This is a genomic window from Pseudomonas sp. fls2-241-R2A-110 (assembly GCF_030209165.1).
Taxonomy (GTDB): domain Bacteria; phylum Pseudomonadota; class Gammaproteobacteria; order Pseudomonadales; family Pseudomonadaceae; genus Aquipseudomonas.
In genome coordinates this window covers 15,277-37,692 of the sequence record NZ_JARVSN010000004.1, presented here as the reverse complement: position 1 = coordinate 37,692, position 22,416 = coordinate 15,277, and the positions used below count along the sequence as shown (strand labels likewise).

Genomic DNA, 22,416 nt, shown 5'->3' with positions numbered 1-22,416 from the left:
ACTTTTCAGCTCAGCGCTTCAAGCACCTTGCCGGTGATCGCTTCAACCGAGCCAACGCCTTCGACGTGGCTGTACTTCGGTTTGCCTTGAGCGGCGGACAGCTCCTGGTAAAACTTCACCAGAGGCTCGGTCTGGGCGTGGTAGACCGACAGACGATGACGCACGGTTTCTTCGGTGTCGTCTTTGCGCTGCACCAGCTCCTCACCGGTGATGTCGTCTTTACCGGCAATTTTCGGCGGGTTGTAGACGATGTGGTACACGCGACCGCTGGCCTCGTGAACACGACGGCCAGCGATACGCTGAACGATGTCTTCGTCTTTAACGTCGATTTCCAACACGTGATCCAGCTCGACGCCGGCTTTCACCAGGGCTTCAGCCTGGGGAATGGTGCGCGGGAAACCGTCGAACAGGAAGCCGTTGGCGCAATCGGCCTGGCTGATGCGTTCCTTGACCAGATTGATGATCAGGTCATCGGAAACCAGACCACCGCTGTCCATGACGCTCTTGGCGATCAGGCCCAGTTCGGTGCCGGCCTTGACCGCTGCACGCAGCATGTCGCCAGTGGAGATTTGCGGAATGCCGAATTTCTCGGTGATGAACTTAGCCTGAGTACCTTTACCGGCCCCGGGAGCTCCCAGCAGAATGACGCGCATCGATGTGCTCCTCAATTTTTTATATGGATAACGTCAGATTCGCCTCGTGGGGCCAATCTCAAAAATAGGGTCGTGACCGCCCAAACGGCCAAAGGCTGATCAAGATACACAGCAGGCCCGGACCACACAAGCCGCCGAAAGTCGGAGAAACCCCCACCCAATGTGCCCCTGAGACGGGGTACCCCAAGTCGCAACCCCATCACTAACTGTCGCCTGGCCGCACGTTTTTGCCCCTCGCCCACAGGCCCTCGACGCTCGCGCCGAGAACCTCGCCCCACGACGAAAACCTTAGCCGGTATTTCGCAAACCGGCGGCAATCCCCGCTACAGACACCAGCAGCGCCTGTTCTACCGGGCTGCCCTGGGCCACGTCCTGTTGCCGCGAGCGCGCCAACAATTCGGCCTGCAATAGATGAAGCGGGTCGAGGTAGGTGTTGCGCAAGCGGATGAATTCCAGGGTATCTGGGCTATGTGCCAGTAGCTGAGACTGACCAGTCAGCCCAAGGACAACAGCGCATGCCTGCGACAATAGGTCGCGTAAATGCGCACCCAAAGGAAGCAAATCCGCCTCGACCAAACGCTCATCGTAGGACCGGGCGATGTCGGCATCGGCTTTGGCCAGTACCATTTCCAGCATATCGATGCGCGTGCGAAAGAACGGCCACTGTTCGCGCATCTGTCCCAGCAGTTCGCCTTCGCCGCGCTCCAGCGCCTTGCTCAGCGCCGCTTCCCAGCCCAGCCAGGCCGGCAACATCAGGCGCGTCTGGGTCCAACCGAAGATCCACGGAATGGCGCGCAGGCTTTCGATACCGCCCGCGCGGCGCTTGGCCGGGCGGCTGCCCAGCGGCAAACGGCCCAATTCCTGCTCCGGGGTGGACTGGCGGAAGTACTCGACGAACTGGGGATTTTCCCGCACCACGGCGCGGTAGGCCTTGACCCCGTCCGCAGCCAATTCGTCCATCAGATGGCGCCAGGCCGGTTCTGGTGGTGGCGGCGGCAACAACGTCGCTTCCAGCACCGCCGCCAGGTACAGATTAAGGTTTTGCTCGGCGATGTCCGGCAGGCCGAATTTGAAACGAATCATTTCCCCCTGCTCGGTTGTGCGGAAACGCCCCGCCACCGAACCCGGCGGCTGCGACAGAATCGCCGCGTGTGCCGGGCCGCCGCCGCGACCCACGGTGCCACCGCGACCGTGGAACAGCAGCAGCTCCACTTGCTGCTCGCGGCAGATATCGACCAAGCGTTCCTGCGCCCGATATTGCGCCCAGGCCGCAGCAGTGGTGCCGGCGTCCTTGGCCGAGTCGGAATAGCCGATCATCACTTCTTGCGGCCCTTGCAGGCGCGAGCGATAGCCCGGCAGCAGCAACAGCTTTTCGATCACCGGGCCGGCGTTGTCCAGGTCGGCGAGGGTTTCGAACAGCGGCACTACACGCATCGGCCGCAGCACGCCGGACTCTTTGAGCAGCAGTTGCACAGCCAGTACATCGGAAGCGGCACCGGCCATGGAGATCACATAGGAGCCGAGCGAAGCGCCCGGTGCGGCAGCGATTTCCCGACAGGTCGCGAGTACTTCTGCTGTGTCGGCCGATGGTTTGAAGTACGCCGGCAGCAGCGGCCGACGGTTATTCAACTCATTCATCAGGAAGGTGATGCGCTCTTCCTCGCTCCAGTCTTCGTAACGACCAAGCCCCAGGTAATCGGTGATCTCCGTCATGGCGGCGGTGTGCCGCGACGAGTCTTGACGCACGTCCAGGCGCACCAGGAACAACCCGAATGTCACCGCCCGGCGCAGGCAATCGAGCAAGGGGCCGTCGGCAATCACACCCATGCCGCACTCATGCAGCGAGTGGTAGCAAAGCTCCAGCGGATCGAGCAGGTCGCGGTTGTTTTGCAATACATCGGCGGGAGCAGGCGTCGTCGCAGTCAACGATGCGTGAGCCCAGTTGCGCGTCGCGCGAAGACGTTCGCGCAGTTGTTTAAGCACCGCGCGATAAGGTTCGGCACTGTCGCCGGCCTTGGCTTTCAATGCATCGCTGGCCTGCTGCATCGACAATTCTGCAGCGAGATGATCGACATCGCGCACGTACAAATCGGCCGCCATCCAGCGCGCCAGCAACAAGACTTCACGGGTCACGGCGGCCGTCACATTCGGGTTGCCGTCGCGGTCGCCGCCCATCCAGGAAGCGAAGCGAATCGGTGCGCCCTCCAGCGGCAGATGCAGGCCGGTGGCGTCATGCAGGGCTTTATCGGCCTTGCGCAAATAGTTGGGGATCGCTTGCCACAGCGAATGCTCGATCACCGCGAAACCCCATTTGGCCTCGTCCACGGGCGTCGGCCGGGTGCGGCGGATTTCTTCGGTGTGCCAGGCCTCGGCGATCAGGCGCTGCAACTTCGTCTTGATCTGCTCGCGCTCGGCGGTGGTCAGGTCGCGGTGGTCTTGGGCTGCCAGTTGCGCGGCGATGGCGTCGTATTTCTGGATCAGCGTGCGGCGCGCCACTTCGGTCGGGTGCGCGGTAAGGACCAGCTCGATTTCCAGCCGTCCCAACTGACGGGCCAGGGATTCGGCGCTGTGGCCTTCGGCGCGCAAGCGAGCGAGCAACTCCGGCAACACGCGCGCTTCGAACGGTGCGGGTTGTGACTCTTCGCGGCGGTGAATCAGCTGATATTGCTCGGCGATATTGGCGAGGTTGAGAAACTGGTTGAACGCTCGGGCTACAGGCAGCAACTCTGCTTCGCTCAACTGGTTGAGACTGGCACTCAGTTCAGCGTCCATCGAGCCGCGACGGTCAGCTTTGGCGCCTTTGCGAATCTGCTCGATCTTGTCGAGAAAGCCGTCCCCGTACTGGTCACGAATGGTGTTGCCCAACAGTTCACCCAGCAGGTGAACGTCCTCGCGCAAGCGTGCATCAATATCGGTCATCAGCAGTTCTCCAGCAAAAATTCCGGGCGGCCTAGAGCCTAAAGAGTGCCGCTCTAAAGCGGTTCTTACAAGCAAACGACGAAGGGACTTTAAACCTTGGGCGCAGAAGCTAGTCTCAAGTGTAAGCCGCACAACGGCTTCGGCCGGCCTTTGCCGGACACTGACACCGCCTGCCACGAGCAGGAGCGCAATGAGGTTTTTATGAAAATCCGTGAATTGGCTCAGCATTGGGAAGAAAACGCCAAGGGTCGACTGACCGATACCGGTTACAGAATTCATCTGGATGTGGAGGCCGCCGCACGGCTTGCTGCAATTGTCGAGATGTACCCCAAACGCCAACCCGAAGAACTGCTTGGCGAGCTGATCGGCGCCGCGCTGGAAGAGTTGGAAAAGAGCTTTCCCTACGTGAAAGGCTCGACCGTGGTGGCCACTGACGAAGAGGGAGATCCGCTGTACGAAGACATTGGTCCGACCCCGCGTTTCCTAGCGTTGTCACGTCGGCACCTGCACGATTTATCGGCCGGTAGCGAGAAGCAGAAGCACTGAGTTTTGCGCCGAACATGTGGGAGCACATTTGCTCCCACATGAGTTGTAATCCCCCCCTGAAATTGAGTATTCCAAGGCTTGCAAGTGGTCGTGGATACCCCTGCATCTCGCCAAAGTTCCTGAACTAGAGCCTTGTCCGATCGTTCAAAGTTTTTTTCGGCGATTGGCCATCTTTTCTGAACTTTAAAAAAACCACTCGGGTCACACCCATTAACCACGCCTGGGACGGCCGTTTCAAAACACCCCGCAAATTGACGGTTACGGCTCCTGGCCCAGCATGGATTTTTCAGTTTTTAGGAGTTTTACCAATGGAGTTGAAGACCATGAAGATCAGCACTGCCAAGTCCTCGTTCAATCATTTGCGCAGTCTGAAACTGGCTGCCCTGGCAATCGGCACCAGCTTCGTTCTGGCTGGCTGCGCCGGCAATCCACCGACCGAGCAATTCGCCGTAACGCAATCGGCCGTGAACAGCGCGGTCAGCGCCGGCGGCACCGAGTTCGCTGCTGTGGAAATGAAATCCGCGCAAGACAAGCTCAAACAATCCGAAATCGCCATGCACGACAAGAAGTATGACGAAGCCAGAATTCTGGCCGAACAGGCTGAGTGGGACGCTCGCGTAGCCGAACGCAAAGCCCAGGCGACCAAAGCCGATCTAGCTGTGAAGGACTCTCAGAAAGGCGTTCAGGAACTGCGTCAGGAAAGCCAGCGCACTGTGCAATAAGCGCGCATCCGGACCAAAGACTGAAGCTCTTATCGATAGAAAAGGACGAATGAATATGCGTAAGCAACTGATGATCCCCGCACTCCTGGCCGCAAGCGTTGCACTGGCAGCCTGCTCCACCCCGCCTAACCCGAACCTGGAACAGGCCCGCACCAACTACAGCGGCCTGCAAGCCAATCCGCAAGCGAGCAAGGTTGCGGCGCTGGAAACCAAAGACGCCAGCGATTACCTGGACAAGGCCGACAAGGCTTATCAGGACAAGCAAGACCAGGCCAAGGTTGACCAACTGGCTTACCTGACCAATCAGCGTGTTGAAGTGGCCAAGCAGACCATCGCCCTGCGCACCGCTGAAGCCAACCTGAAAAACGCATCGGCCCAACGTGCCCAGGCTCGCCTGGATGCCCGCGATGCGCAGATCAAGCAGTTGCAGGACAGCCTGAACGCCAAGCAAACCGATCGCGGCACCGTGGTGACCTTCGGTGACGTGCTGTTTGCCACCGACCGCGCTGACCTGAAATCCAACGGTCTGGTGAACATCAACAAACTGGCGCAGTTCCTCTCGGAAAACCCTGATCGCAAAGCGATCGTCGAGGGTTACACCGACAGCACCGGCACCGCGGACCACAACCAGTCGCTGTCCGAACGTCGTGCCGGTTCCGTGCGCATGGCACTGGTGAAAATGGGTGTTGATCCAGCGCGCATCGTTGCGCAGGGTTATGGCAAGGAATACCCGGTTGCTGAAAACACCAGCACCTCGGGCCGTGCGATGAACCGTCGGGTGGAAGTGACCATTTCCAACGACAACCAGCCAGTGATCCCGCGTTCGGCAGTCAGCTCGAACTAAGCGTCACCCGCTGAAACACAAAAGCCCCGCCTGAGTCGATCAGGCGGGGCTTTTTATGTCTGGCGACCACCAAACCCTGTGGGAGCGGGCTTGCTCGCGAAAGCGGTGTGTCAGTCAATGATGATGTCGACTGACCCACCGCTTTCGCGAGCAAGCCCGCTCCCACATTGATCTCTGTTGCAGTCAGACTGGTTACTGCTCAAGTTGCTGCGGCTTTTCCTGGCCCATGCAACGCACGGCTTTTTTCTGGTTGTTGACCAGTACGCCGGTAAGGCCTTTCTGTTCGGTATCAAACATCACCAGCACGCCATCAATGCACTGGGCTACTTGCGCCGCAGGCTCCAGGGAGACCTTGTAGTCTTCACCCGGCACGGTCTTGAGCATGGTGAAATCGCTGAGCAGCAATGCATCTTCGGGTTTGGCAAAGTGCAGGTAACCGTAGAACCACAAGGCCCCAACGGTGCCGAGGATGCTGCAGATGCCGGTGATGATCAGCGGGATGGCGTTACGTTCTTCACTCATTGCGGACTCTCTGGTGGTTCATCTTCTGAATTCGGGGGGGCCGGGTAATTGGGAACTTCACCCAGGCGGCGCAGGCCGTTGAAATGCTGCGGGTCGTCAAGATAGCGCAGCATGACTTTGCGCCAGACCGGGTCGGCGAACGTCTGCACATGACCGCCACGGGTCAGCTGCAGCACTCGCGGAGGCGGCGCAGCTTGATACAGACGGATGCCGTTTGAAAGGGGCACGATTGGATCGTCGATGCTGTGGTAGATCAGTTTTGGTACGCCATTGAGCTGTGCCGCCGAGTTGATCGCACTGTCACCGTCCGGCACCAGCCAGGACAAGGGCACCTGGAAAGCCCAGGTCAGCCAGGAGTGGCTCAGGGCGAATTGGCCGATATCGCGATAACTGGCGGGAACCCCGTCCAGGACCAGGGCCTTGAGTTGTTTCTGGCGTTCGGGGTGCTGGGCCAGATAGTGCACAGCCATCGAACCACCGAGGCTCTGGCCAAGCAGGATCACCGGCTTGCCTTTGACCTCCGGCGCCTGATCGAGCCATTTGAACGCAGCATCGATGTCTTGATAGATCGCCGGCAAACTTGGTTTCCCTTCGGACAAACCGTAGCCGCGATAGTCCACCAGCAGCACTTGATAGCCTTGTTTGGGCAACCACCAACTCCCGCCCAGATGCATTGGCAGATTGCCGCCGTTGCCGTGCAGATGCAGCACGGTGCCTTTGACCTCGACACCTTTTTTCGCCGGCAGCCACCAAGCATTCAGCTTGAGGCCATCCGCCGTGACCAGGGTCACTTCGCGGTAGTCGAGCTTGGCTTTTTCCGGGGTGAACAGCTGGCCGGGTTCGGGATAGAACAGCAAGGAGCTGCAACCGCTCAAGGTCAGGAGAAGGCAAAGGATGCCGAGGATTCTCATCCGTTGAAACCTCGCGAAAATGGACTGGGAATACATCCCCCCTGTGGGAGTGAGCCTGCTCGCGATAGCGGTGTGTCAGGCAACATTAAAGTTGAATGATAAGGCGCCATCGCGAGCAGGCTCGCTCCCACAAAGGATCTCGTCATCGTTACAAAATGTTCGAGTAATCCGCTTCGATCCGGTCCAGGCTCAGGTGGTTGAGGAAGTTGGAGAAGCACATCCACGCCGACAGCGCGTTCATGTCGCGGAACTGCTCCGGCAAATACTTGGGCGGCACTACCAGCCCTTCATCCACCAACTGACGCAAGGTGCGCATGTCTTCCAGCGTAGTCTTGCCGCAAAACAGCAACGGGATCTGCTCAAGCTTGCCTTTACGCACGGCCAACTGAATGTAGTTGTAAACCATGATAAAGCCCTTGAGGTAGGACAAGTCTTTGGTAAATGGCAGCCCATTGGGCACCGAACCGCGGAAAACCCGGCTGGCGTTGCCGTAGCTTTCGGGCATTTCGAAGCCTTGCTCGCGGAAGAACTCGAAGACCTGCAGGAAGTCTGCGCCCTCCTCCACCATGTGAATGGCGCGGGTGCGGTTGGTCAATTTACGCAGGCGGCTCGGGTAGGAAGCGAAGGTGATGATTTCCATCAGGATCGCCAGGCCTTCCTGGGTCACCGTCGACGACGGCGGGCCTTTGGACAGGAACGTGCAGATCGGCTGGTTCAGACCGTTGAGCGTCGTGCCGACATGCACCAGCCCTTCGTGAACCTCCAGGGCGCGCACGTCACGTTCGTTGAACATCGCGTCGGTGCGGATCTTGATGTAGTCGGCGCCGGCCGCTGCGTCGGCAACAATGCCATCGGACTCGAACACCCGAATGGTTTCCTCGGCTTCGCCAAACACCTTGCTCAACCGGGTTTGCAACAACTGCACGGCGTCCTTGGCGGTGAGGATTTTCGGCTCGTCCTTCAGGTCCCCCCGGCCATCGATGTTGTTCAGGTAGTCGGAGAGCATCAGGCCGAGGTCGGACAGCGTCGGGTCACCGGCGTGGAACGCATCGGACGCAGCGCCGTACAACTCTTGTGAAATCAGACCGAAATCCTCGGTGCCGCGCGCTTCGAGCATACGCACCACCATCCGGTATTCCTTGCACATGCGACGCATGATCTGGCCGACCGGGTTGAACTGGCCAAGCTGGCGGGTGATGTCACGTTCGATGTTCTGGAATTCCAGTTTCACTTTGCTGGAATCGAACGACAGCGGCCGATTGAGGTAATAGTCGCGGTCCACGGCGGGCATTTCCTTGCCCTTGGCCTTGAGGAATCCCTTGCGGATGCTGTCGTCCCACTTCACCGCATCGAGGATGCGAATCGGCGTCTGCGCCAGCACAATGCGATCGGACAAAATGCGTATCGTCTGCTGGTAATCGTCCACCCGAAACTCCTGTAGAAAAACCGTAACGTGCTGGATTTATTTAACGTTAGCTTTGGCCAGGCGCTGATAACGCACGGCCTCGACGAACACATCGGAATTGGCTGGATCATCGAGGTAAGCAAAGACCTGGTCCATGCTGTTGTCGATCAATACGCCGTCGCCGTCGTCGGTCTGAAAGCCTTCGCCACTCAGGACTTTTTGTCCGAGGGCCTGGTTGATCTGCTCGAGGTCGAGGTTATAGACCACCAGTTCGTGCTTATCGTTGAGCTCGAAACCCGCAATAGTGAAATGACCGCCGAACTGCGCCGGGACCTTCGCCGACAGGTACCAGCGGCTGCCATGGCGAATCACCGTGAAGGGATAGGCTTCGCGCTCACTGGGTTTGGCCTTGAAATAGCTCACCGCCTGATAGCGATTGTCACCCAGGCGCGTCAGTTCCAGATTCATCGGCTCGCCCCAGGCGTTGGTGCTGGTCCATTTGCCGAGCAGACCTTTGGGCGCGGGGTCGCTCGTGGTCAGAGGCTCCTTGAAGGTCACCAGACAGCCACTGAGCAGCAAGAACGACAAGGCGATCACCACGACGCGCCAGGCTTTCATTCAACACTCCCTATCGATACACCGCGATCTCAAACCGACCCCGGACCTTGTGGGAGCGAGCTTGCTCGCGAAAGCGGTCTGTCAGGCAACAGGGATGTTGAATGTCAGTCCGTCATCGCGAGCAAGCTCGCTCCCACAGGGGTTGTGGGTTCCTTCAAGGTGTTACACCGACGCTAACACCAGGTGCATGTAGCGGGTCAGAATACCGAGCATTTCGGCTTCGGCCACAGGCTCGGCGTCGTTGAGCAGGCCCTGATATTCCATCCGTCCGATAATGGCCGTCAACACTTTGGCATCCTGTTGTGGCTCACGGGATCCCAATACTTCGAAAAGCTGACACGTTCCCTGCAGCAGAATTTGCTGATGCGAGCGCACCAAAAGCGCCAGACGCGGGTTCAGCAGCGCTTCCTGACGGAAGGCCTGTTCGGCCATCAAGTGTTCGCGACGGTTGATCAGTTGACGGTGAACATAGTCCGCCATCAACCGTGCGATGTCGTCCGCCAATTGCGAGCGAGACTCCGGGCTGCCGTCGCCGCTGACGACCATCTCACGCAGCAGGCCTTCATTGTTCACCCACAGCTTGGCCATGAACGCGGCGCTGCGTTCCACGTATTGCGCGAAGGTATCGGTGAGCAAGTCATCGATATCCTTGAAATAGTAAGTGGTGGCCGACAACGGCACACCAGCCTCGGCCGCCACCGCGCGGTGACGCACAGCCCGCACGCCATCGCGCACGACAATGCGCATCGCCGCATCGAGAATCTCCTGTCGACGCTGCTCGCTGCCCTGTCGGCTGGCCTTGCGGCCTTGGTACTGAACACTTTCAGCGACTGCAGTGGCGACATCCGCTGCACCCTCTTGAGCCATTGCACGGTTCACGACAGGTCTTCCTCACTTATTTCAAAAGTAACCATTTGATACGTTTGTACCAGACAGGCAATAAAAAGCCGCCTGTTTTAGGCGGCTTTTTAAATGAAACGTTTACGCTTGCGGCCGCATGTGCGGGAACAGGATCACATCGCGGATCGACGGTGAGTTGGTCAACAACATCACCAGGCGATCGATGCCGATCCCTTCACCCGCCGTTGGCGGCATGCCGTACTCCAGCGCGCGAACGAAGTCGGCGTCGTAGTGCATGGCTTCGTCGTCGCCCGCGTCCTTGTCCGCCACCTGGGCCATAAAGCGCTCGGCCTGGTCTTCCGCGTCGTTCAACTCGGAATAGGCGTTGGCGATTTCACGGCCACCGATGAACAGCTCGAAACGGTCGGTGACGCTTGGGTTTTCGTCGTTACGACGGGCCAGCGGCGAGACTTCGAACGGGTACTGGGTAATGAAGTGCGGCTGTTCCAGCTTGTGCTCGACCAGCTCTTCGAAAATCATCACCTGCAACTTGCCCAGACCTTCGAAGCCCAGCACCTTGGCACCGGCCTTCTTGGCGATGGCACGTGCCTTCTCGATGTCGGTCAGGTCGTCAGCGGTCAGCTCGGGGTTGTACTTGAGGATCGAGTCGAACACCGACAGACGCACGAACGGTTCGCCGAAATGGAACACCTTGTCGCCGTAAGGCACGTCGGTGCTGCCCAGTACAAGCTGCGCCAGCTCGCGGAACAGTTCTTCGGTCAGGTCCATGTTGTCTTCGTAGTCGGCGTAAGCCTGGTAGAACTCCAACATGGTGAATTCAGGGTTGTGACGCGTCGAGACGCCTTCGTTACGGAAGTTGCGGTTGATCTCGAACACTTTCTCGAAGCCGCCGACAACGAGGCGCTTGAGGTACAGCTCAGGCGCGATACGCAGGAACATTTCCATGTCCAGCGCGTTGTGGTGAGTTTCGAATGGCTTGGCCGCAGCGCCGCCAGGAATGGTTTGCAACATCGGCGTTTCGACTTCGAGGAAGTCGCGCTTCATCAGGAAGCTGCGAATGTGCGCAATCACTTGCGAACGCACGCGGAACGTCTGGCGCACGTCTTCGTTGACGATCAGGTCAACGTAGCGCTGGCGATAGCGCTGTTCGGTGTCGGTCAGGCCGTGGTGCTTGTCCGGCAGCGGGCGCAGCGACTTGGTCAGCAGGCGCACTTCGGTCATTTCAACGTACAGGTCGCCCTTGCCGGAACGGGCCAGGGTGCCAACGGCTGCAATGATGTCGCCCATGTCCCAGGTTTTTACCGCGGCCAGGGTTTCTTCGGACAGGGTTTTACGGTTGACGTAGACCTGGATGCGCCCGGTCATGTCCTGGATCACCATGAACGAGCCACGGTTGAGCATGATGCGACCGGCAACCTTGACCGGGATCGCAGCCTCTGCCAGCTCTTCCTTGGTCTTGTCCGCGTACTGTTTCTGCAAGTCTTGGCAGTAGTTGTCGCGGCGGAAGTCGTTGGGGAAGGCATTGCCCTTGGCGCGCTCGGCAGCAAGCTTTTCCTTGCGCAGGGCGATCAGGGAGTTTTCTTCCTGTTGCAGGGCTTGCGGGTCGAGTTCTAGGTCGCTCATGTCTTTAAAAATTCCATCACAGGTTCGTTGCCCCCACCGATGGCGGGGGACTTAGGGTCTTGACTGACGGTTTACAGCCCTTGTTTGAGGCTCGCCACCAGGTATTCGTCAATATCGCCGTCGAGCACCTTGTCGCAGTCACTGCGTTCGATGTTAGTGCGCAAATCCTTGATTCGCGACGCATCGAGCACGTAAGAGCGAATCTGGTGACCCCAGCCGATGTCCGACTTGGTGTCTTCCAGGGCCTGGGAGGCGGCGTTGCGTTTCTGCACTTCCTGCTCGTACAAGCGCGCCCGCAACATTTTCATCGCGGTGTCTTTGTTGGCGTGCTGGGAGCGTTCGTTCTGGCAGCTGACCACGGTGTTGGTCGGTACGTGGGTAATCCGTACGGCCGAGTCGGTGGTGTTTACGTGCTGACCACCGGCACCGGAGGAGCGGTAGGTGTCGATGCGCAGGTCCGACGGGTTGATGTCGATTTCGATGTTGTCATCGATTTCCGGCGACACGAACACGGCCGAGAACGAGGTGTGGCGGCGGTTGCCGGAGTCGAACGGGCTCTTGCGCACCAGACGGTGCACGCCGATCTCGGTACGCAACCAGCCAAAGGCGTATTCGCCCTTGATGTGCACCGTGGCGCCCTTGATCCCGGCGACTTCACCGGCCGACAATTCCATGATGGTGGCGTCGAAACCGCGTTTGTCGGCCCAGCGCAGGTACATGCGCAGCAGGATGTTGGCCCAGTCCTGGGCCTCGGTGCCGCCGGAGCCAGCCTGGATGTCCAGGTAGGCATTGTTGGCGTCCATTTCACCGCTGAACATGCGACGGAATTCGAGTTTTTCCAGCGACTCGCGCAGGCGCTCGACTTCGGCAGCGACGTCATCGACGGCGGCCTGGTCTTCTTCTTCGGCGGACATCAGCAGCAGGTCTTTGGCGTCGGCCAGGCCTGAATGCATTTCGTCGAGGGTTTCGACGATCTGGGCCAGCAGCGATCGCTCGCGGCCCAGTTCCTGAGCGTACGACGGGTTGTTCCAGACAGCCGGATCTTCAAGCTCGCGATTGACTTCAGTCAGACGCTCATGCTTTTGATCGTAGTCAAAGATACCCCCGAATAGTTTCGGAGCGCTCGGACAGGTCCTTGATACTGTTAAGGATCGGGTTGATTTCCATGGCGGGCAGCACTCGTTGGCGAACTTTTGAAAGCCGGCGAGTATAACGTAATCAGGCTGCAACCGCAGCCCGCCTGGCGGCTTTAGGGGCGAATGGTTTGTACCGCACAACCCTGTGGGAGCGAGCCTGCTCGCGAAGGCGGTGTGTCAGGCAACAAAAATGTTGAATGTTGATCCGCCATCGCGAGCAGGCTCGCTCCCACAATTTGAACCAAGTCGATCCTTATTCGATCCCCACCTGATTACGCCCATTGTTCTTGGCCCGATACAGCCCCTTGTCCGCCGCCGAAATCAGTTGCCGGCAATCGCTGCCTTGCTGCGGGATCATGGTCGACAGACCGATGCTGATGGTCAGGCTCGAACCTTCGGTGGGGGCAATGTGTGGAATCTTCAGCGCGGCCACGGTCAGGCGCAGCTTTTCCGCCACCAGGCGCGCACCGCCTGGCGTGGTATTGGGCAGCACAAGAGCGAACTCTTCACCCCCATAACGCGCCGGCAGGTCCGAAGGCCGCGCACTGGCGTCCCGGATCGCCGTGGCGACTTTGCGCAAGGCCTCGTCGCCTTCCAGGTGGCCAAAGCTATCGTTGTAGGACTTGAAATAATCGACGTCGATCATCAGCAGCGACAATTGCGTCTGGTCACGAAGCGAACGACGCCATTCAAGCTCCATGTATTCATCGAAGTGCCGGCGGTTCGACAGTCCGGTCAAGCCGTCTGAGTTCATCAACCGCTGCAACACCAGATTGGTGTCGAGCAACTGCTGCTGGCTGACCCGCAGCGCGCGGTAAGCCGCGTCGCGCTGCAACAACATCATGTAGGAGCGCGAGTGATAGCGGATACGCGCCACCAGCTCGATGTTGTCCGGCAGCTTGACCAGATAATCATTGGCCCCGGCGGCAAACGCCGCGCTTTTGATCAGCGGGTCTTCCTTGGTCGACAAGACAATGATCGGGATGTCCTTGGTCGCCGGGTGATTGCGGTACTCGCGCACCAGGCTCAGGCCGTCGAGGCCGGGCATCACCAGATCCTGCAGAATCACCGTCGGCTTGATGCGGATCGCCTGCGAGATGGCCTGGTGCGGGTCGGCGCAGAAGTGGAAGTCGATATTATCCTCGCTCGACAACCCGCGGCGCACCGCCTCACCGATCATCGCCTGATCGTCCACCAACAGCACCATGGCGGCGTTTTCGTCGGTTTTGAAGTCGTCGAGTTGTAAGTCAGTCATGGGCAGTCACCTGATTACTACTTGGGCCAGGATTACTGTGAAAAGCCGTCATTTCGAGAAAACCTCCAGCAATCGTGGCGCTATCTTTTCCAGTGGGCGAATTTCCATCGCCGCATCGATGGCCGCTGCCGCTTTCGGCATCCCGTACACCGCACTGCTGTTCTGGTCCTGAGCGATTGTCAGGTAACCCTGTTGGCGCATGAGTTTAAGCCCTTGTGCGCCATCGCGCCCCATACCGGTGAGCAAAACGCCTACGGCGTCACCATTCCAGTAATTGGCCACGCTCTCGAAAAACACATCGATCGAGGGGCGATAGATCTCGTTGACCGGCTCGGCGGTGTAGGCCAGCGTGCCGTTTTTCAACAAGCGGATATGGTGGTTGGTGCCGGCCAGAAGCACGGTGCCAGTCTGTGGCGGCTCGCCTTCCTGAGCCAGGCGTACGTTCAGGCCGCTGGCACTGCCGAGCCATTCGGCCATGCCGGCGGCAAATACCTGGTCAACATGCTGGACCAGGACAATCGCCGCCGGAAAATCGCGCGGCAAGCCCTTAAGCAACACTTCCAACGCCGCCGGCCCACCAGCGGATGAGCCGATAGCAATCAAGCGCTGACGGGTGGCGGAACCGCGCAGCGGGCCAGGAGCCGATCGCTCCCGATTGCCCTTGTCACCGATAAGCCAGCCAATATTCATGATCTTGCGCAACAACGGGGCCGCCGCCTCTTGGGCGTTGCCGACGCCGAGGGCCGGGGTGTCGACCACGTCCAGCGCGCCGTGGCCCATGGCCTCGAACACCCGGTGGACGTTCTGCTGGCGGTCGACCGTGACGATGACGATGGCGCACGGGGTCTGCGCCATGATTCGCCGAGTGGCCTCGACGCCATCCATGACCGGCATGATCAGGTCCATCAGAATCAAGTCGGGGGTAATGTCGGCGCAACGCTGCACCGCTTCCGCCCCGTTGCTGGCGACCCACACCACCTCGTGGGCCGGTTCAAACGCCAAGGCCCGGCGCAGGGCTTCTACGGCCATGGGCATGTCGTTAACGATGGCTATTTTCATACCCGCGCTCCTCCAATGAGCTCAACCACCGCATCAAGCAGGGCGTCGTCGTGAAAACTGGCTTTGGCTAGATAATAGTCGGCTCCGGCATCCAGTCCACGACGACGGTCCTCTTCTCGGTCCTTATAGGACACCACCATCACGGGCAGCGACTGCAGACGGTTATCCCGGCGCAACAAAGACACCAGTTCGATGCCGTCCATGCGCGGCATGTCAATGTCAGTGATCAGCAGATCGAAATCCTCCGAACGCAGAGCGTTCCAGCCATCCATACCGTCGACCGCCACGGCCACGTCGTATCCACGATTGAGCAACAGCTTGCGCTGCAACTCGCGAACGGTCAGTGAATCGTCGACCACCAGAATCCGTTTGCGTGCCGCTTCGACAGCTTGACTGCCGTGACGGGCAATTCGCTCCAGACGCCCGGTGTTGAGCAGTTTGTCGACTGAACGCAACATGTCCTCGACGTCCACGATGAGCACCACCGATCCGTCATCCAACAAGGCACCGGCGGAAATGTCCTGCACCTTGCCCAGACGCTCATCCAGCGGCAGTACAACCAATGTCCGCTCGCCAATGAACCGTTCGACCGCCACACCGTAAATCGCATCGCGCTCGCGGATCACCACCACTTTGAGAGTCTGCTGACTGTTTTGGTTCGCCGGACGCTGCAGCAGTTGACTGGCCGCGACCAGCCCGACGTGCCGACCGTCATGCCAAAAATGCTGGCGCCCCTCGATCTGAACAATGTCCGAAGGCTCCAGATCGCACATGCGTTCGATGTGCGCCAGCGGAAATGCGTAGGCCTCGTCACCGACCTCCACCACCAGACTGCGCACCACCGACAACGTCAACGGCACTTCAAGGTGAAAACGGCTGCCCTCACCCGCCGTCTGTTCCAGCACCACCGCACCGCGCAACTGACGGACCATGTGCTGAACCGCGTCCAGGCCAACGCCGCGCCCGGACACTTCGGTGACGGTGTCGCGCAGGCTGAAACCCGGCAGGAAGAGGAACGTCAGCAGCTCTTCCTCGCTCAACTGCGCGGCGGTTTCAGCGGGAGATAGCTGACGCTCGATGATGCTGCGTCGGACCTTCTCCAGATCGACGCCATGACCGTCGTCGCTCAATTCCAGCACCAACAGGCCGGCTTGATGGGAGGCGCGCAGACGAATCAAACCTTCTGGCGGCTTACCGGCCAGCAAGCGTTGTTCAGGAGATTCGATGCCGTGGTCGACGGCGTTGCGCAGCAGATGTGTCAGCGGGGCTTCGAGTTTTTCCAGCACGTCGCGGTCGACCTGGGTTTTCTCGCCCTCGATCTCCAGCCTTACCTGTTTTCCAAGACTGCGACCGAGGTCGCGGACCATGCGCACTTGCCCGCTCAACACGTCGGCAAAGGGCCGCATGCGACAGGCCAGCGCGGTGTCGTACAGCACCTGTGCGCGCTGACTGGCCTGCCAGGCGAACTCATCCAGCTCAGCGTTTTTTTCCACCAGCAGTTGCTGGGCTTCAGCCAGCAGGCGACGGGCATCCCCCAAGGCTTCCTGGGCCTGGAGGCTCAAGGAATGCTCCTTGAGGTGGACATTCAGGCTTTCCAGGGCGCGCAGGCCGTTGTTCTGCAGGCGCTTGAGGCGCTGCATCGTGGCCAGGTGCGGCTTGAGACGCTGGGTTTCGACCAGGGATTTGCTCGACAGGTCGAGCAGGCTGTTCAACCGTTCCGCGGTGACCCGCAGCACGCGCTCGCCGTTATCAGTGGTGCGCCTGTTTTTGCGCGGCGGATCGACTGGGGCAACCGATGCAGGCTCGACGACCGGAACAAACACCTCGACGGCGGCCGCTTGCGGTTCACGCGCGGCCATGAACGGTGCGATGGGTGTACTCATGGGCGCAGCCAGCGCCAGCGGGTCCAGCAATGTCGCCATCAGCGCCACATACACGTCGATTTCCACCGGGGTGGGCGCGTGGGCCGGCGTCGCAATCCGCATCAGTAAATCAGTGCCTTGCAGCAAGGCGTCAATGTGCTCGGGACGCAAGTACAGGCGCCCTTCCTGCGCACTGACCAGACAATCCTCCATCACATGGGAAACGCTGACCCCGGCATCGACGCCGACAATCCGTGCCGCGCCTTTGAGAGAGTGGGCCGCGCGCATACACGACTCGAGGTGATCGGCTTGGGTCGGATCGCGCTCAAGCGCCAGCAGACCTGCGCTCAACACCTGGGTCTGTGCCTCAGCTTCGAGGCTGAACAATTCCAGCAACGAGGAATCACGCATTTGCTCGGGGGTCATGCGAGGCTCCGGGTCACGGCGGACAACAGCTGTTCTTCATCCAGCCAACGCAGGCTGCGCCCCTTGAATGGCAACACGCCGCGAGTGTATTTGCCGCTGGCCTGGGTGCCAGATTGCGAGGCGGCATCGAGAATACGCTCGTCGATGGCGTGAATCCCGTCCACTTCATCCACCGGCACCACCACGGGCCCGCCGTGAGCGGCAATGATCAGCATCCTGGGCATCACCCGCGTGCCGGACGCCACGTTACCGATGCCGGTGCCGTCGAGCCCCAGCAACTCCACCAGCGACAAGCACGCGACCAACGCGCCGCGCACATTAGCCACGCCGAGCAACGCTCGGGAGCGCTGGTGCGGCAAGGAGTGAATCGCTTGCAGCGGCGCGACTTCCACCAGCGTGCGCGTGGTCAGGCCCAGCCATTCTTCGCCGAGACGAAACATCAACAGCGAGCGGGTTTTCACGTCGGTTTCGACCACTGCCCTGACCTGCTCGAGGTCGTTCTGCTGCAAGGCGTAGCGATCCAGCAAGCGGGTGGCCGCAGCGGAATACACCGCGCAATTGCGGCAGTGAATGTGTTCGATCAGTAGCGGGCAGGACTTGTCACCGTGGATACCGATGCGGTTCCAGCAGTCGTCGATGGCCTGGGCATCTTCGTGGGTGAGGCTCAAGGTGTCGGAGGCGCTCATCGTTTACGCTCACTGTCGGCGCGTCCGTTTCTGGCGGCGCGGTCCTGCAATCGTCGGGCACCCGCCGTGTCGCCCAATGACTGCAGCAAGGCAGCCAAGTGCATCAACGCGTCGGGATGTTGCGGTTCGAGGTACAACGCTTTGCGATAAAACCCTTGGGCCTCCAGCACTTTACCGGCGACATCGCTGAGCAGCCCCAGCCAGTAAAACACCTGGGCCACGGGCTCATGATGCTCCAGATAGCGTTCACAGGCTGCACGGGCGTCGGCGCTTTTGCCTTCATTGGCCAACGCGGTGATGTTCGCCAGCAATGCGGCGGCATCCGAAGCTTTCGGGGTGACGGACGGCGGCGTGAGGGAGGTGAACGGACGATTGCGCACCGGCGTGGGTGTCACGCTGCGTACCGGTTGGCGCACCGGCAACGGCGTCGGAACGAAAACAGGCAGCGACTCCGGCGCCGGCGTGCTTTGGCGACTGAACGCAAACGACTGCGCAATGCCAATCGAGCGCATGCCAAAACGCCCCAGCAAACTGCCTTCGGCCGGTCCGATAAACAGCACGCCGTCGACATGGGTCAGGCGCTTGAGGACCTCAAAGACTTGCTGCTGGGTCGCTTGATCGAAATAAATCAGCAGGTTTCGGCAGAACACAAAATCATAGGGCGGCTCGTTGGCCAGCAACGCCGGATCGAGCAGATTGCCGACATGCAGACGCACCTGTTCCAGCACTCGCTCGCTGAGGCGATAACCGTCGCTTTCCACGGTGAAATACCGCTCGCGAAACGCGACGTCTTGACCACGAAACGAATTTTTCCCGTACAGCGCGCGCTTGGCCTTTTCCACCGACAGCGGACTGACGTCCATGCCTTCGACTTTGAACTGATGCGGTTTCAGCCCGGCATCGAACAAGGCCATGGCGATCGAATACGGTTCTTCGCCAGTGGAACACGGCAGGCTGAGAATCCGCAGCGCGCGCATGTGATTGATCTCGACCAACCGTTTGATCGCCAGTTTCGCCAACGTGGCGAAGGATTCCGGGTAACGGAAAAACCAGGTCTCGGGGACGATCACGGCCTCGATCAGCGCCTGCTGCTCGTCTTGAGAACCTTGCAGCGTGTGCCAGTATTCATCGGCCGTCAGCGCTTGGGACGCAGTGCTGCGTTGGCGCACCGCGCGCTCGATGATCGCCGGGCCCACCGACGTCACATCCAGGCCAATTCGTTCTTTGAGGAAGTCGAAAAAACGCTGATCGCTGCTCATGGCCGCTCCTCAAGCAGCGCCAGGTCCAGCGGTGGCGAGGGAAACAACAGCGCGCGCACCTGCTCATCAAGCAAATCGGTTACACGCACCCATTGCAGCAAACCCTGCGCGTCTTCACGAACCGGCCCAAGATAGGGTGCCTGGCAATTGTCCAGGCCGTAGGGCTTAAAGTCCGCCGGGTTGCAGCGCAAGGTATCGGTGGCCTGCTCCAGAATCAGCCCGAGCAAGGTCGAAGGTGTCACATCGTCCGGCCGATAGTGCACCAGCACCAAACGCGTGCTGGTACGGATCTGCGCCGGCTGGCCGAACGTCAGCGCGCTGAGGTCGATCACAGGCACCACTGCGCCGCGATAGGCAAAGACCCCGACGACCCAGGCCGGCGCTTTGGCAATCGGTTTCAATGGCAGGCGCGGCAACACTTCAGCCACTTCGATCGCCTGCAAGGCAAAACGCTCGCTGGCGATGCGAAACACCAGGAACAACACCTGCTTGGCGGGCATCACCGCGCCACGCTTGAGCGCCAGTTCGCTCATCAGACTTTGAATCGCGAAACGCCGCCACGCAGCCCAATGGCGACCTGGCTCAATTCATCGATCGCGAAACTGGCCTGGCGCAGGGATTCGACAGTCTGGCTGCTGGCATCGCCCAACTGCACCAGCGCATGGTTGATCTGTTCCGCGCCGGTGGCCTGCGCCTGCACGCCTTCGTTGACCATCAACACCCGCGGCGCCAGCGCCTGGACCTGATGGATGATCTGCGACAGCTGCTCGCCGACCTGCTGCACTTCAGACATGCCGCGCCGCACTTCCTCGGAGAACTTGTCCATGCCCATGACCCCGGCCGACACCGCCGATTGAATCTCACGCACCATCTGTTCGATATCGTACGTGGCCACGGCGGTCTGGTCCGCCAGTCGCCGCACTTCAGTGGCGACGACGGCAAACCCGCGACCGTATTCACCGGCCTTCTCGGCTTCGATGGCGGCGTTCAGGGACAGAAGATTGGTCTGGTCAGCGACCTTGACGATGGTCACCACCACTTGGTTGATGTTGCCGGCCTTCTCATTGAGGATCGCCAGTTTGGCGTTGACCAGATCCGCCGCGCCCATCACCGCGTGCATGGTCTCTTCCATGCGGGCCAACCCTTGCTGCCCGGAACCGGCCGCCACCGAGGCCTGATCGGCGGCGGTGGAGACTTCGGTCATGGTGCGCACCAGGTCACGGGAAGTGGCCGCGATTTCACGGGACGTCGCACCGATTTCAGTGGTGGTGGCGGCTGTTTCCGTGGCGGTGGCTTGCTGTTGTTTGGAGGTGGCGGCGATTTCCGTCACCGAGGTGGTGACTTGCACCGACGAGCGCTGGGCCTGGGACACGAGCGAGGTGAGCTCGGTCATCATGTCGTTGAAGCCGGTTTCCACCGCACCGAATTCGTCTTTGCGCTCCAGGTTCAGGCGGCCACTGAGGTCGCCGGTGCGCATGATTTCAAGGATCTGCACGATCCGGTTCATCGGCGCCATGATCGCGCGCATCAACAACAGCCCGCAGAAGCCCGCCGCCAGAACCGCGACCAACAGGGAAATGCCCATGATGACTTTCGCGGTAAACACGGCATCATCGATGGTGGCGATGTCCTGGTCGGCCACCTCTTTGTTTTCCCGAATAATGTCATTGAGTTTCATCCGACCTGCGGTCCAGGCCGGGGTCAGTTGCTCGTTGAACAGCTTGATCGCTTCATCGTCCTGATTGCGCTTGCGCAGGTCGAGCACCGAAGCCAGGACCTTGTTGTAATCGGCATGGAGCTTTTCAAAAATGGCGTACTCGACCTTGTCTTCTTCCGTGGTGACGGTGTCCTGATAGTTCTTCATCTGCTCCAGCAGACGCGCTTCGAAGTTTTTGAAGCTCTCGGCTTCTTCCGCGCTGTAGCCCTGCCCCTCTTTCAAACCGAGCATTTCCTGGGTTCGAAAGTAGGTGTCGACCCAGGCGCTGCGAACCATCGAGCTGTAATACAAACCGGGAAGTGCGTCATCACGAACACTGGCCTCGCTGGTCTCGATCTTCAACAGCCGGGAATACGAGACGACGACCATCAACAGCATGATGGCGATGATTACCGCAAAGCTCGCCAAAATGCGTTGGCGCAACGTCCAGTTCTTCACAGTCATTCCTCGGAGCGATTCAAATGCTGCGCAGTATAGCCGAGGGTGTTGCGTTTATAAGACAGCTGTCATTCCACTGCTCAATCTGACGAAACCCCGATCAGGCCCCCGGTGTCGGCCGTTGCACGTGCAAACCCAGAGGGTTCAAGTCAACGCCTGACGTACCTGCTTCTCCAGTTCAGCCTTCAACCCCGGCTCCAGCTTCAGTTGCCGCGCCAATTCGTCGAGGTAGGACTTCTCCATGAAGCTCTCTTCATCCACCAGCATCACACTGGCGATGTACATCTCGGCGGCCATTTCCGGCGTGCTGGCAGCACGGGCGACTTCCGCCGGGTCGAGTGGCTTGCTGAGTTCGGCATGCAGCCATTGCTGCAATTGCTGATCGCTGTCGAGTTTGGTGAATTCGCCTTCGATCAACGCACGTTCGCGGTCATCGACATGGCCATCGGCTTTGGCGGCGGCCACTAACGCTTTGAGGATTGCCTGACTGTGCTCTTCGACTTGCGCTGCCGGCAAACGATCAAGCGTTTGCGGTTCGGTTTGAGGGGCCGCGCCCTGCTGGGCCTGCCAGTTGCCGTACGCCTTATAAGCAATCACGCCCAATGCCGCGAGGCCGCCGTAAATAGCCACTTTGCCGCCGACCTTGCGAACCTTCTTGTTACCCAGCAAAAGCCCCATGGCGCCAGCCGCCAGCGCGCCGCCGCCCGCCCCCGAGAGCAAGCTACCGAGGCCGCCCGAACCACCGCTGCCACCGAGCAATCCGCCCAGGCCACCGCTGGACCCCTTGTTCTGTGCGCCGCCGGCCTTGTTCTGCAACAGGTCCTGACCGGACTTGAGGAGTTGATCGAGCAATCCACGCGTATTCATTTTTGCCGCCTCCACGAAACGGGTTAACCGGACACTTGAGGCCACCAGCCTAGATCGAAAGTGCCCGGTCTCTCCCGGCGAGAGTGC

20 protein-coding genes are annotated in these 22,416 nt (G+C 59.9%); 3 read left to right on the top strand and 17 right to left on the bottom strand.

The genetic code is table 11. The features are described from left to right. Nucleotides 1-5 precede the first annotated feature (5 nt). Nucleotides 6-653 carry an adenylate kinase gene (gene adk / locus QRN31_RS02270; RefSeq protein ID WP_208669825.1) on the bottom strand — a complete coding sequence of 216 codons (648 nt, stop codon included), beginning with the start codon at nt 651-653 and terminating at the stop codon, nt 6-8. 288 nt (nt 654-941) lie between these two features. After that, a complete protein-coding gene (ppc, locus tag QRN31_RS02265; RefSeq protein WP_285429945.1) occupies nt 942-3,572 on the bottom strand; it encodes a phosphoenolpyruvate carboxylase in 2,631 nt (876 codons plus the stop codon). Between the two features lie 201 nt (nt 3,573-3,773). Between ppc and QRN31_RS02260 the strand changes: the two genes are divergently transcribed. From QRN31_RS02260 to lptF, 3 genes are all read left to right on the top strand, one after another. Beyond that, nucleotides 3,774-4,118 carry a pilin assembly protein gene (locus QRN31_RS02260; RefSeq protein WP_208669827.1) on the top strand — a complete coding sequence of 115 codons (345 nt, stop codon included), beginning with the start codon at nt 3,774-3,776 and terminating at the stop codon, nt 4,116-4,118. A gap of 308 nt (nt 4,119-4,426) precedes the next feature. Next, on the top strand, nt 4,427-4,840 hold the full coding sequence (locus QRN31_RS02255; protein WP_285429943.1) for a DUF4398 domain-containing protein: 414 nt from the start codon (nt 4,427-4,429) through the stop codon (nt 4,838-4,840). Between the two features lie 55 nt (nt 4,841-4,895). Beyond that, on the top strand, nt 4,896-5,684 hold the full coding sequence (lptF, locus tag QRN31_RS02250) for a lipotoxin F family OmpA-related lipoprotein LptF (RefSeq protein WP_285429942.1): 789 nt from the start codon (nt 4,896-4,898) through the stop codon (nt 5,682-5,684). Between the two features lie 192 nt (nt 5,685-5,876). Here the strand turns inward: lptF and QRN31_RS02240 are convergent, their stop codons facing one another. The 15 genes from QRN31_RS02240 to QRN31_RS02170 all read right to left on the bottom strand — a co-directional run bounded on the left by QRN31_RS02240 (nt 5,877) and on the right by QRN31_RS02170 (nt 22,329). Continuing rightward, the gene (locus QRN31_RS02240; protein WP_222589943.1) at nt 5,877-6,206 is read right to left on the bottom strand and encodes a PA3694 family proteiin; all 330 of its coding nucleotides are present in this window, start codon (nt 6,204-6,206) and stop codon (nt 5,877-5,879) included. Continuing rightward, entirely contained in the window at nt 6,203-7,117 is a 915-nt protein-coding gene (locus QRN31_RS02235) for an alpha/beta hydrolase (RefSeq protein ID WP_285429939.1), read from the bottom strand. Before QRN31_RS02235 ends, QRN31_RS02240 begins: the two co-directional genes overlap by 4 nt. Before the next feature lie 148 nt (nt 7,118-7,265). Continuing rightward, a complete protein-coding gene (locus tag QRN31_RS02230) occupies nt 7,266-8,543 on the bottom strand; it encodes a flavohemoglobin expression-modulating QEGLA motif protein (protein ID WP_285429938.1) in 1,278 nt (425 codons plus the stop codon). A gap of 36 nt (nt 8,544-8,579) precedes the next feature. Continuing rightward, nucleotides 8,580-9,140: a hypothetical protein gene (locus QRN31_RS02225; protein WP_285429937.1), complete on the bottom strand. Its 561-nt coding sequence runs from the start codon at nt 9,138-9,140 to the stop codon at nt 8,580-8,582. Nucleotides 9,141-9,302: 162 nt separating this feature from the next. Next, nucleotides 9,303-10,019, bottom strand: a complete 717-nt coding sequence (locus QRN31_RS02220; RefSeq protein WP_285429936.1) for a TetR/AcrR family transcriptional regulator — start codon at nt 10,017-10,019, stop codon at nt 9,303-9,305. A gap of 102 nt (nt 10,020-10,121) precedes the next feature. Further along, nucleotides 10,122-11,624 (bottom strand): lysine--tRNA ligase, encoded by a 1,503-nt coding sequence (gene lysS, locus QRN31_RS02215; RefSeq protein ID WP_222589938.1) that lies wholly within the window; start codon nt 11,622-11,624, stop codon nt 10,122-10,124. A gap of 71 nt (nt 11,625-11,695) precedes the next feature. Next, a protein-coding gene (gene prfB, locus QRN31_RS02210; protein ID WP_102593528.1) for a peptide chain release factor 2 occupies nt 11,696-12,791 on the bottom strand; the annotation gives its coding sequence in 2 pieces (ribosomal slippage) (nt 11,696-12,718 and nt 12,720-12,791; 1,095 coding nt in all). A 222-nt stretch (nt 12,792-13,013) separates the two neighbouring features. Further along, nucleotides 13,014-14,015 (bottom strand): diguanylate cyclase domain-containing protein, encoded by a 1,002-nt coding sequence (locus QRN31_RS02205; protein WP_285429931.1) that lies wholly within the window; start codon nt 14,013-14,015, stop codon nt 13,014-13,016. A 48-nt stretch (nt 14,016-14,063) separates the two neighbouring features. Further along, the gene (locus tag QRN31_RS02200) at nt 14,064-15,074 is read right to left on the bottom strand and encodes a chemotaxis response regulator protein-glutamate methylesterase (protein ID WP_285429929.1); all 1,011 of its coding nucleotides are present in this window, start codon (nt 15,072-15,074) and stop codon (nt 14,064-14,066) included. Next, entirely contained in the window at nt 15,071-17,362 is a 2,292-nt protein-coding gene (locus QRN31_RS02195) for a hybrid sensor histidine kinase/response regulator (protein WP_285429928.1), read from the bottom strand. Before QRN31_RS02195 ends, QRN31_RS02200 begins: the two co-directional genes overlap by 4 nt. Continuing rightward, entirely contained in the window at nt 17,359-18,048 is a 690-nt protein-coding gene (locus QRN31_RS02190) for a chemotaxis protein CheW (RefSeq protein ID WP_285429927.1), read from the bottom strand. Before QRN31_RS02190 ends, QRN31_RS02195 begins: the two co-directional genes overlap by 4 nt. After that, entirely contained in the window at nt 18,045-19,307 is a 1,263-nt protein-coding gene (locus tag QRN31_RS02185) for a CheR family methyltransferase (RefSeq protein WP_285429926.1), read from the bottom strand. The genes QRN31_RS02190 and QRN31_RS02185 overlap by 4 nt, the downstream gene beginning before the upstream one ends. Continuing rightward, complete coding sequence (locus QRN31_RS02180) at nt 19,304-19,840, bottom strand: chemotaxis protein CheW (protein ID WP_285429925.1); 537 nt, start codon at nt 19,838-19,840, stop codon at nt 19,304-19,306. Before QRN31_RS02180 ends, QRN31_RS02185 begins: the two co-directional genes overlap by 4 nt. Continuing rightward, nucleotides 19,840-21,462: a methyl-accepting chemotaxis protein gene (locus QRN31_RS02175; protein ID WP_285429924.1), complete on the bottom strand. Its 1,623-nt coding sequence runs from the start codon at nt 21,460-21,462 to the stop codon at nt 19,840-19,842. The genes QRN31_RS02180 and QRN31_RS02175 overlap by 1 nt, the downstream gene beginning before the upstream one ends. A gap of 144 nt (nt 21,463-21,606) precedes the next feature. Continuing rightward, nucleotides 21,607-22,329: a tellurite resistance TerB family protein gene (locus QRN31_RS02170; RefSeq protein WP_285429923.1), complete on the bottom strand. Its 723-nt coding sequence runs from the start codon at nt 22,327-22,329 to the stop codon at nt 21,607-21,609. Between the last annotated feature and the right edge of the window lie 87 nt (nt 22,330-22,416).

What these genes read in the sequence shown, in the direction of transcription:
- adk (WP_208669825.1), bottom strand. Translation starts at nt 653, where the DNA reads ATGCGCGTCATTCTGCTGGGAGCTCCCGGGGCCGGTAAAGGTACTCAG.
- ppc (WP_285429945.1), bottom strand. Translation starts at nt 3,572, where the DNA reads ATGACCGATATTGATGCACGCTTGCGCGAGGACGTTCACCTGCTGGGT.
- QRN31_RS02260 (WP_208669827.1), top strand. Translation starts at nt 3,774, where the DNA reads ATGAAAATCCGTGAATTGGCTCAGCATTGGGAAGAAAACGCCAAGGGT.
- QRN31_RS02255 (WP_285429943.1), top strand. Translation starts at nt 4,427, where the DNA reads ATGGAGTTGAAGACCATGAAGATCAGCACTGCCAAGTCCTCGTTCAAT.
- lptF (WP_285429942.1), top strand. Translation starts at nt 4,896, where the DNA reads ATGCGTAAGCAACTGATGATCCCCGCACTCCTGGCCGCAAGCGTTGCA.
- QRN31_RS02240 (WP_222589943.1), bottom strand. Translation starts at nt 6,206, where the DNA reads ATGAGTGAAGAACGTAACGCCATCCCGCTGATCATCACCGGCATCTGC.
- QRN31_RS02235 (WP_285429939.1), bottom strand. Translation starts at nt 7,117, where the DNA reads ATGAGAATCCTCGGCATCCTTTGCCTTCTCCTGACCTTGAGCGGTTGC.
- QRN31_RS02225 (WP_285429937.1), bottom strand. Translation starts at nt 9,140, where the DNA reads ATGAAAGCCTGGCGCGTCGTGGTGATCGCCTTGTCGTTCTTGCTGCTC.
- lysS (WP_222589938.1), bottom strand. Translation starts at nt 11,624, where the DNA reads ATGAGCGACCTAGAACTCGACCCGCAAGCCCTGCAACAGGAAGAAAAC.
- QRN31_RS02205 (WP_285429931.1), bottom strand. Translation starts at nt 14,015, where the DNA reads ATGACTGACTTACAACTCGACGACTTCAAAACCGACGAAAACGCCGCC.
- QRN31_RS02200 (WP_285429929.1), bottom strand. Translation starts at nt 15,074, where the DNA reads ATGAAAATAGCCATCGTTAACGACATGCCCATGGCCGTAGAAGCCCTG.
- QRN31_RS02195 (WP_285429928.1), bottom strand. Translation starts at nt 17,362, where the DNA reads ATGACCCCCGAGCAAATGCGTGATTCCTCGTTGCTGGAATTGTTCAGC.
- QRN31_RS02190 (WP_285429927.1), bottom strand. Translation starts at nt 18,048, where the DNA reads ATGAGCGCCTCCGACACCTTGAGCCTCACCCACGAAGATGCCCAGGCC.
- QRN31_RS02185 (WP_285429926.1), bottom strand. Translation starts at nt 19,307, where the DNA reads ATGAGCAGCGATCAGCGTTTTTTCGACTTCCTCAAAGAACGAATTGGC.
- QRN31_RS02180 (WP_285429925.1), bottom strand. Translation starts at nt 19,840, where the DNA reads ATGAGCGAACTGGCGCTCAAGCGTGGCGCGGTGATGCCCGCCAAGCAG.
- QRN31_RS02170 (WP_285429923.1), bottom strand. Translation starts at nt 22,329, where the DNA reads ATGAATACGCGTGGATTGCTCGATCAACTCCTCAAGTCCGGTCAGGAC.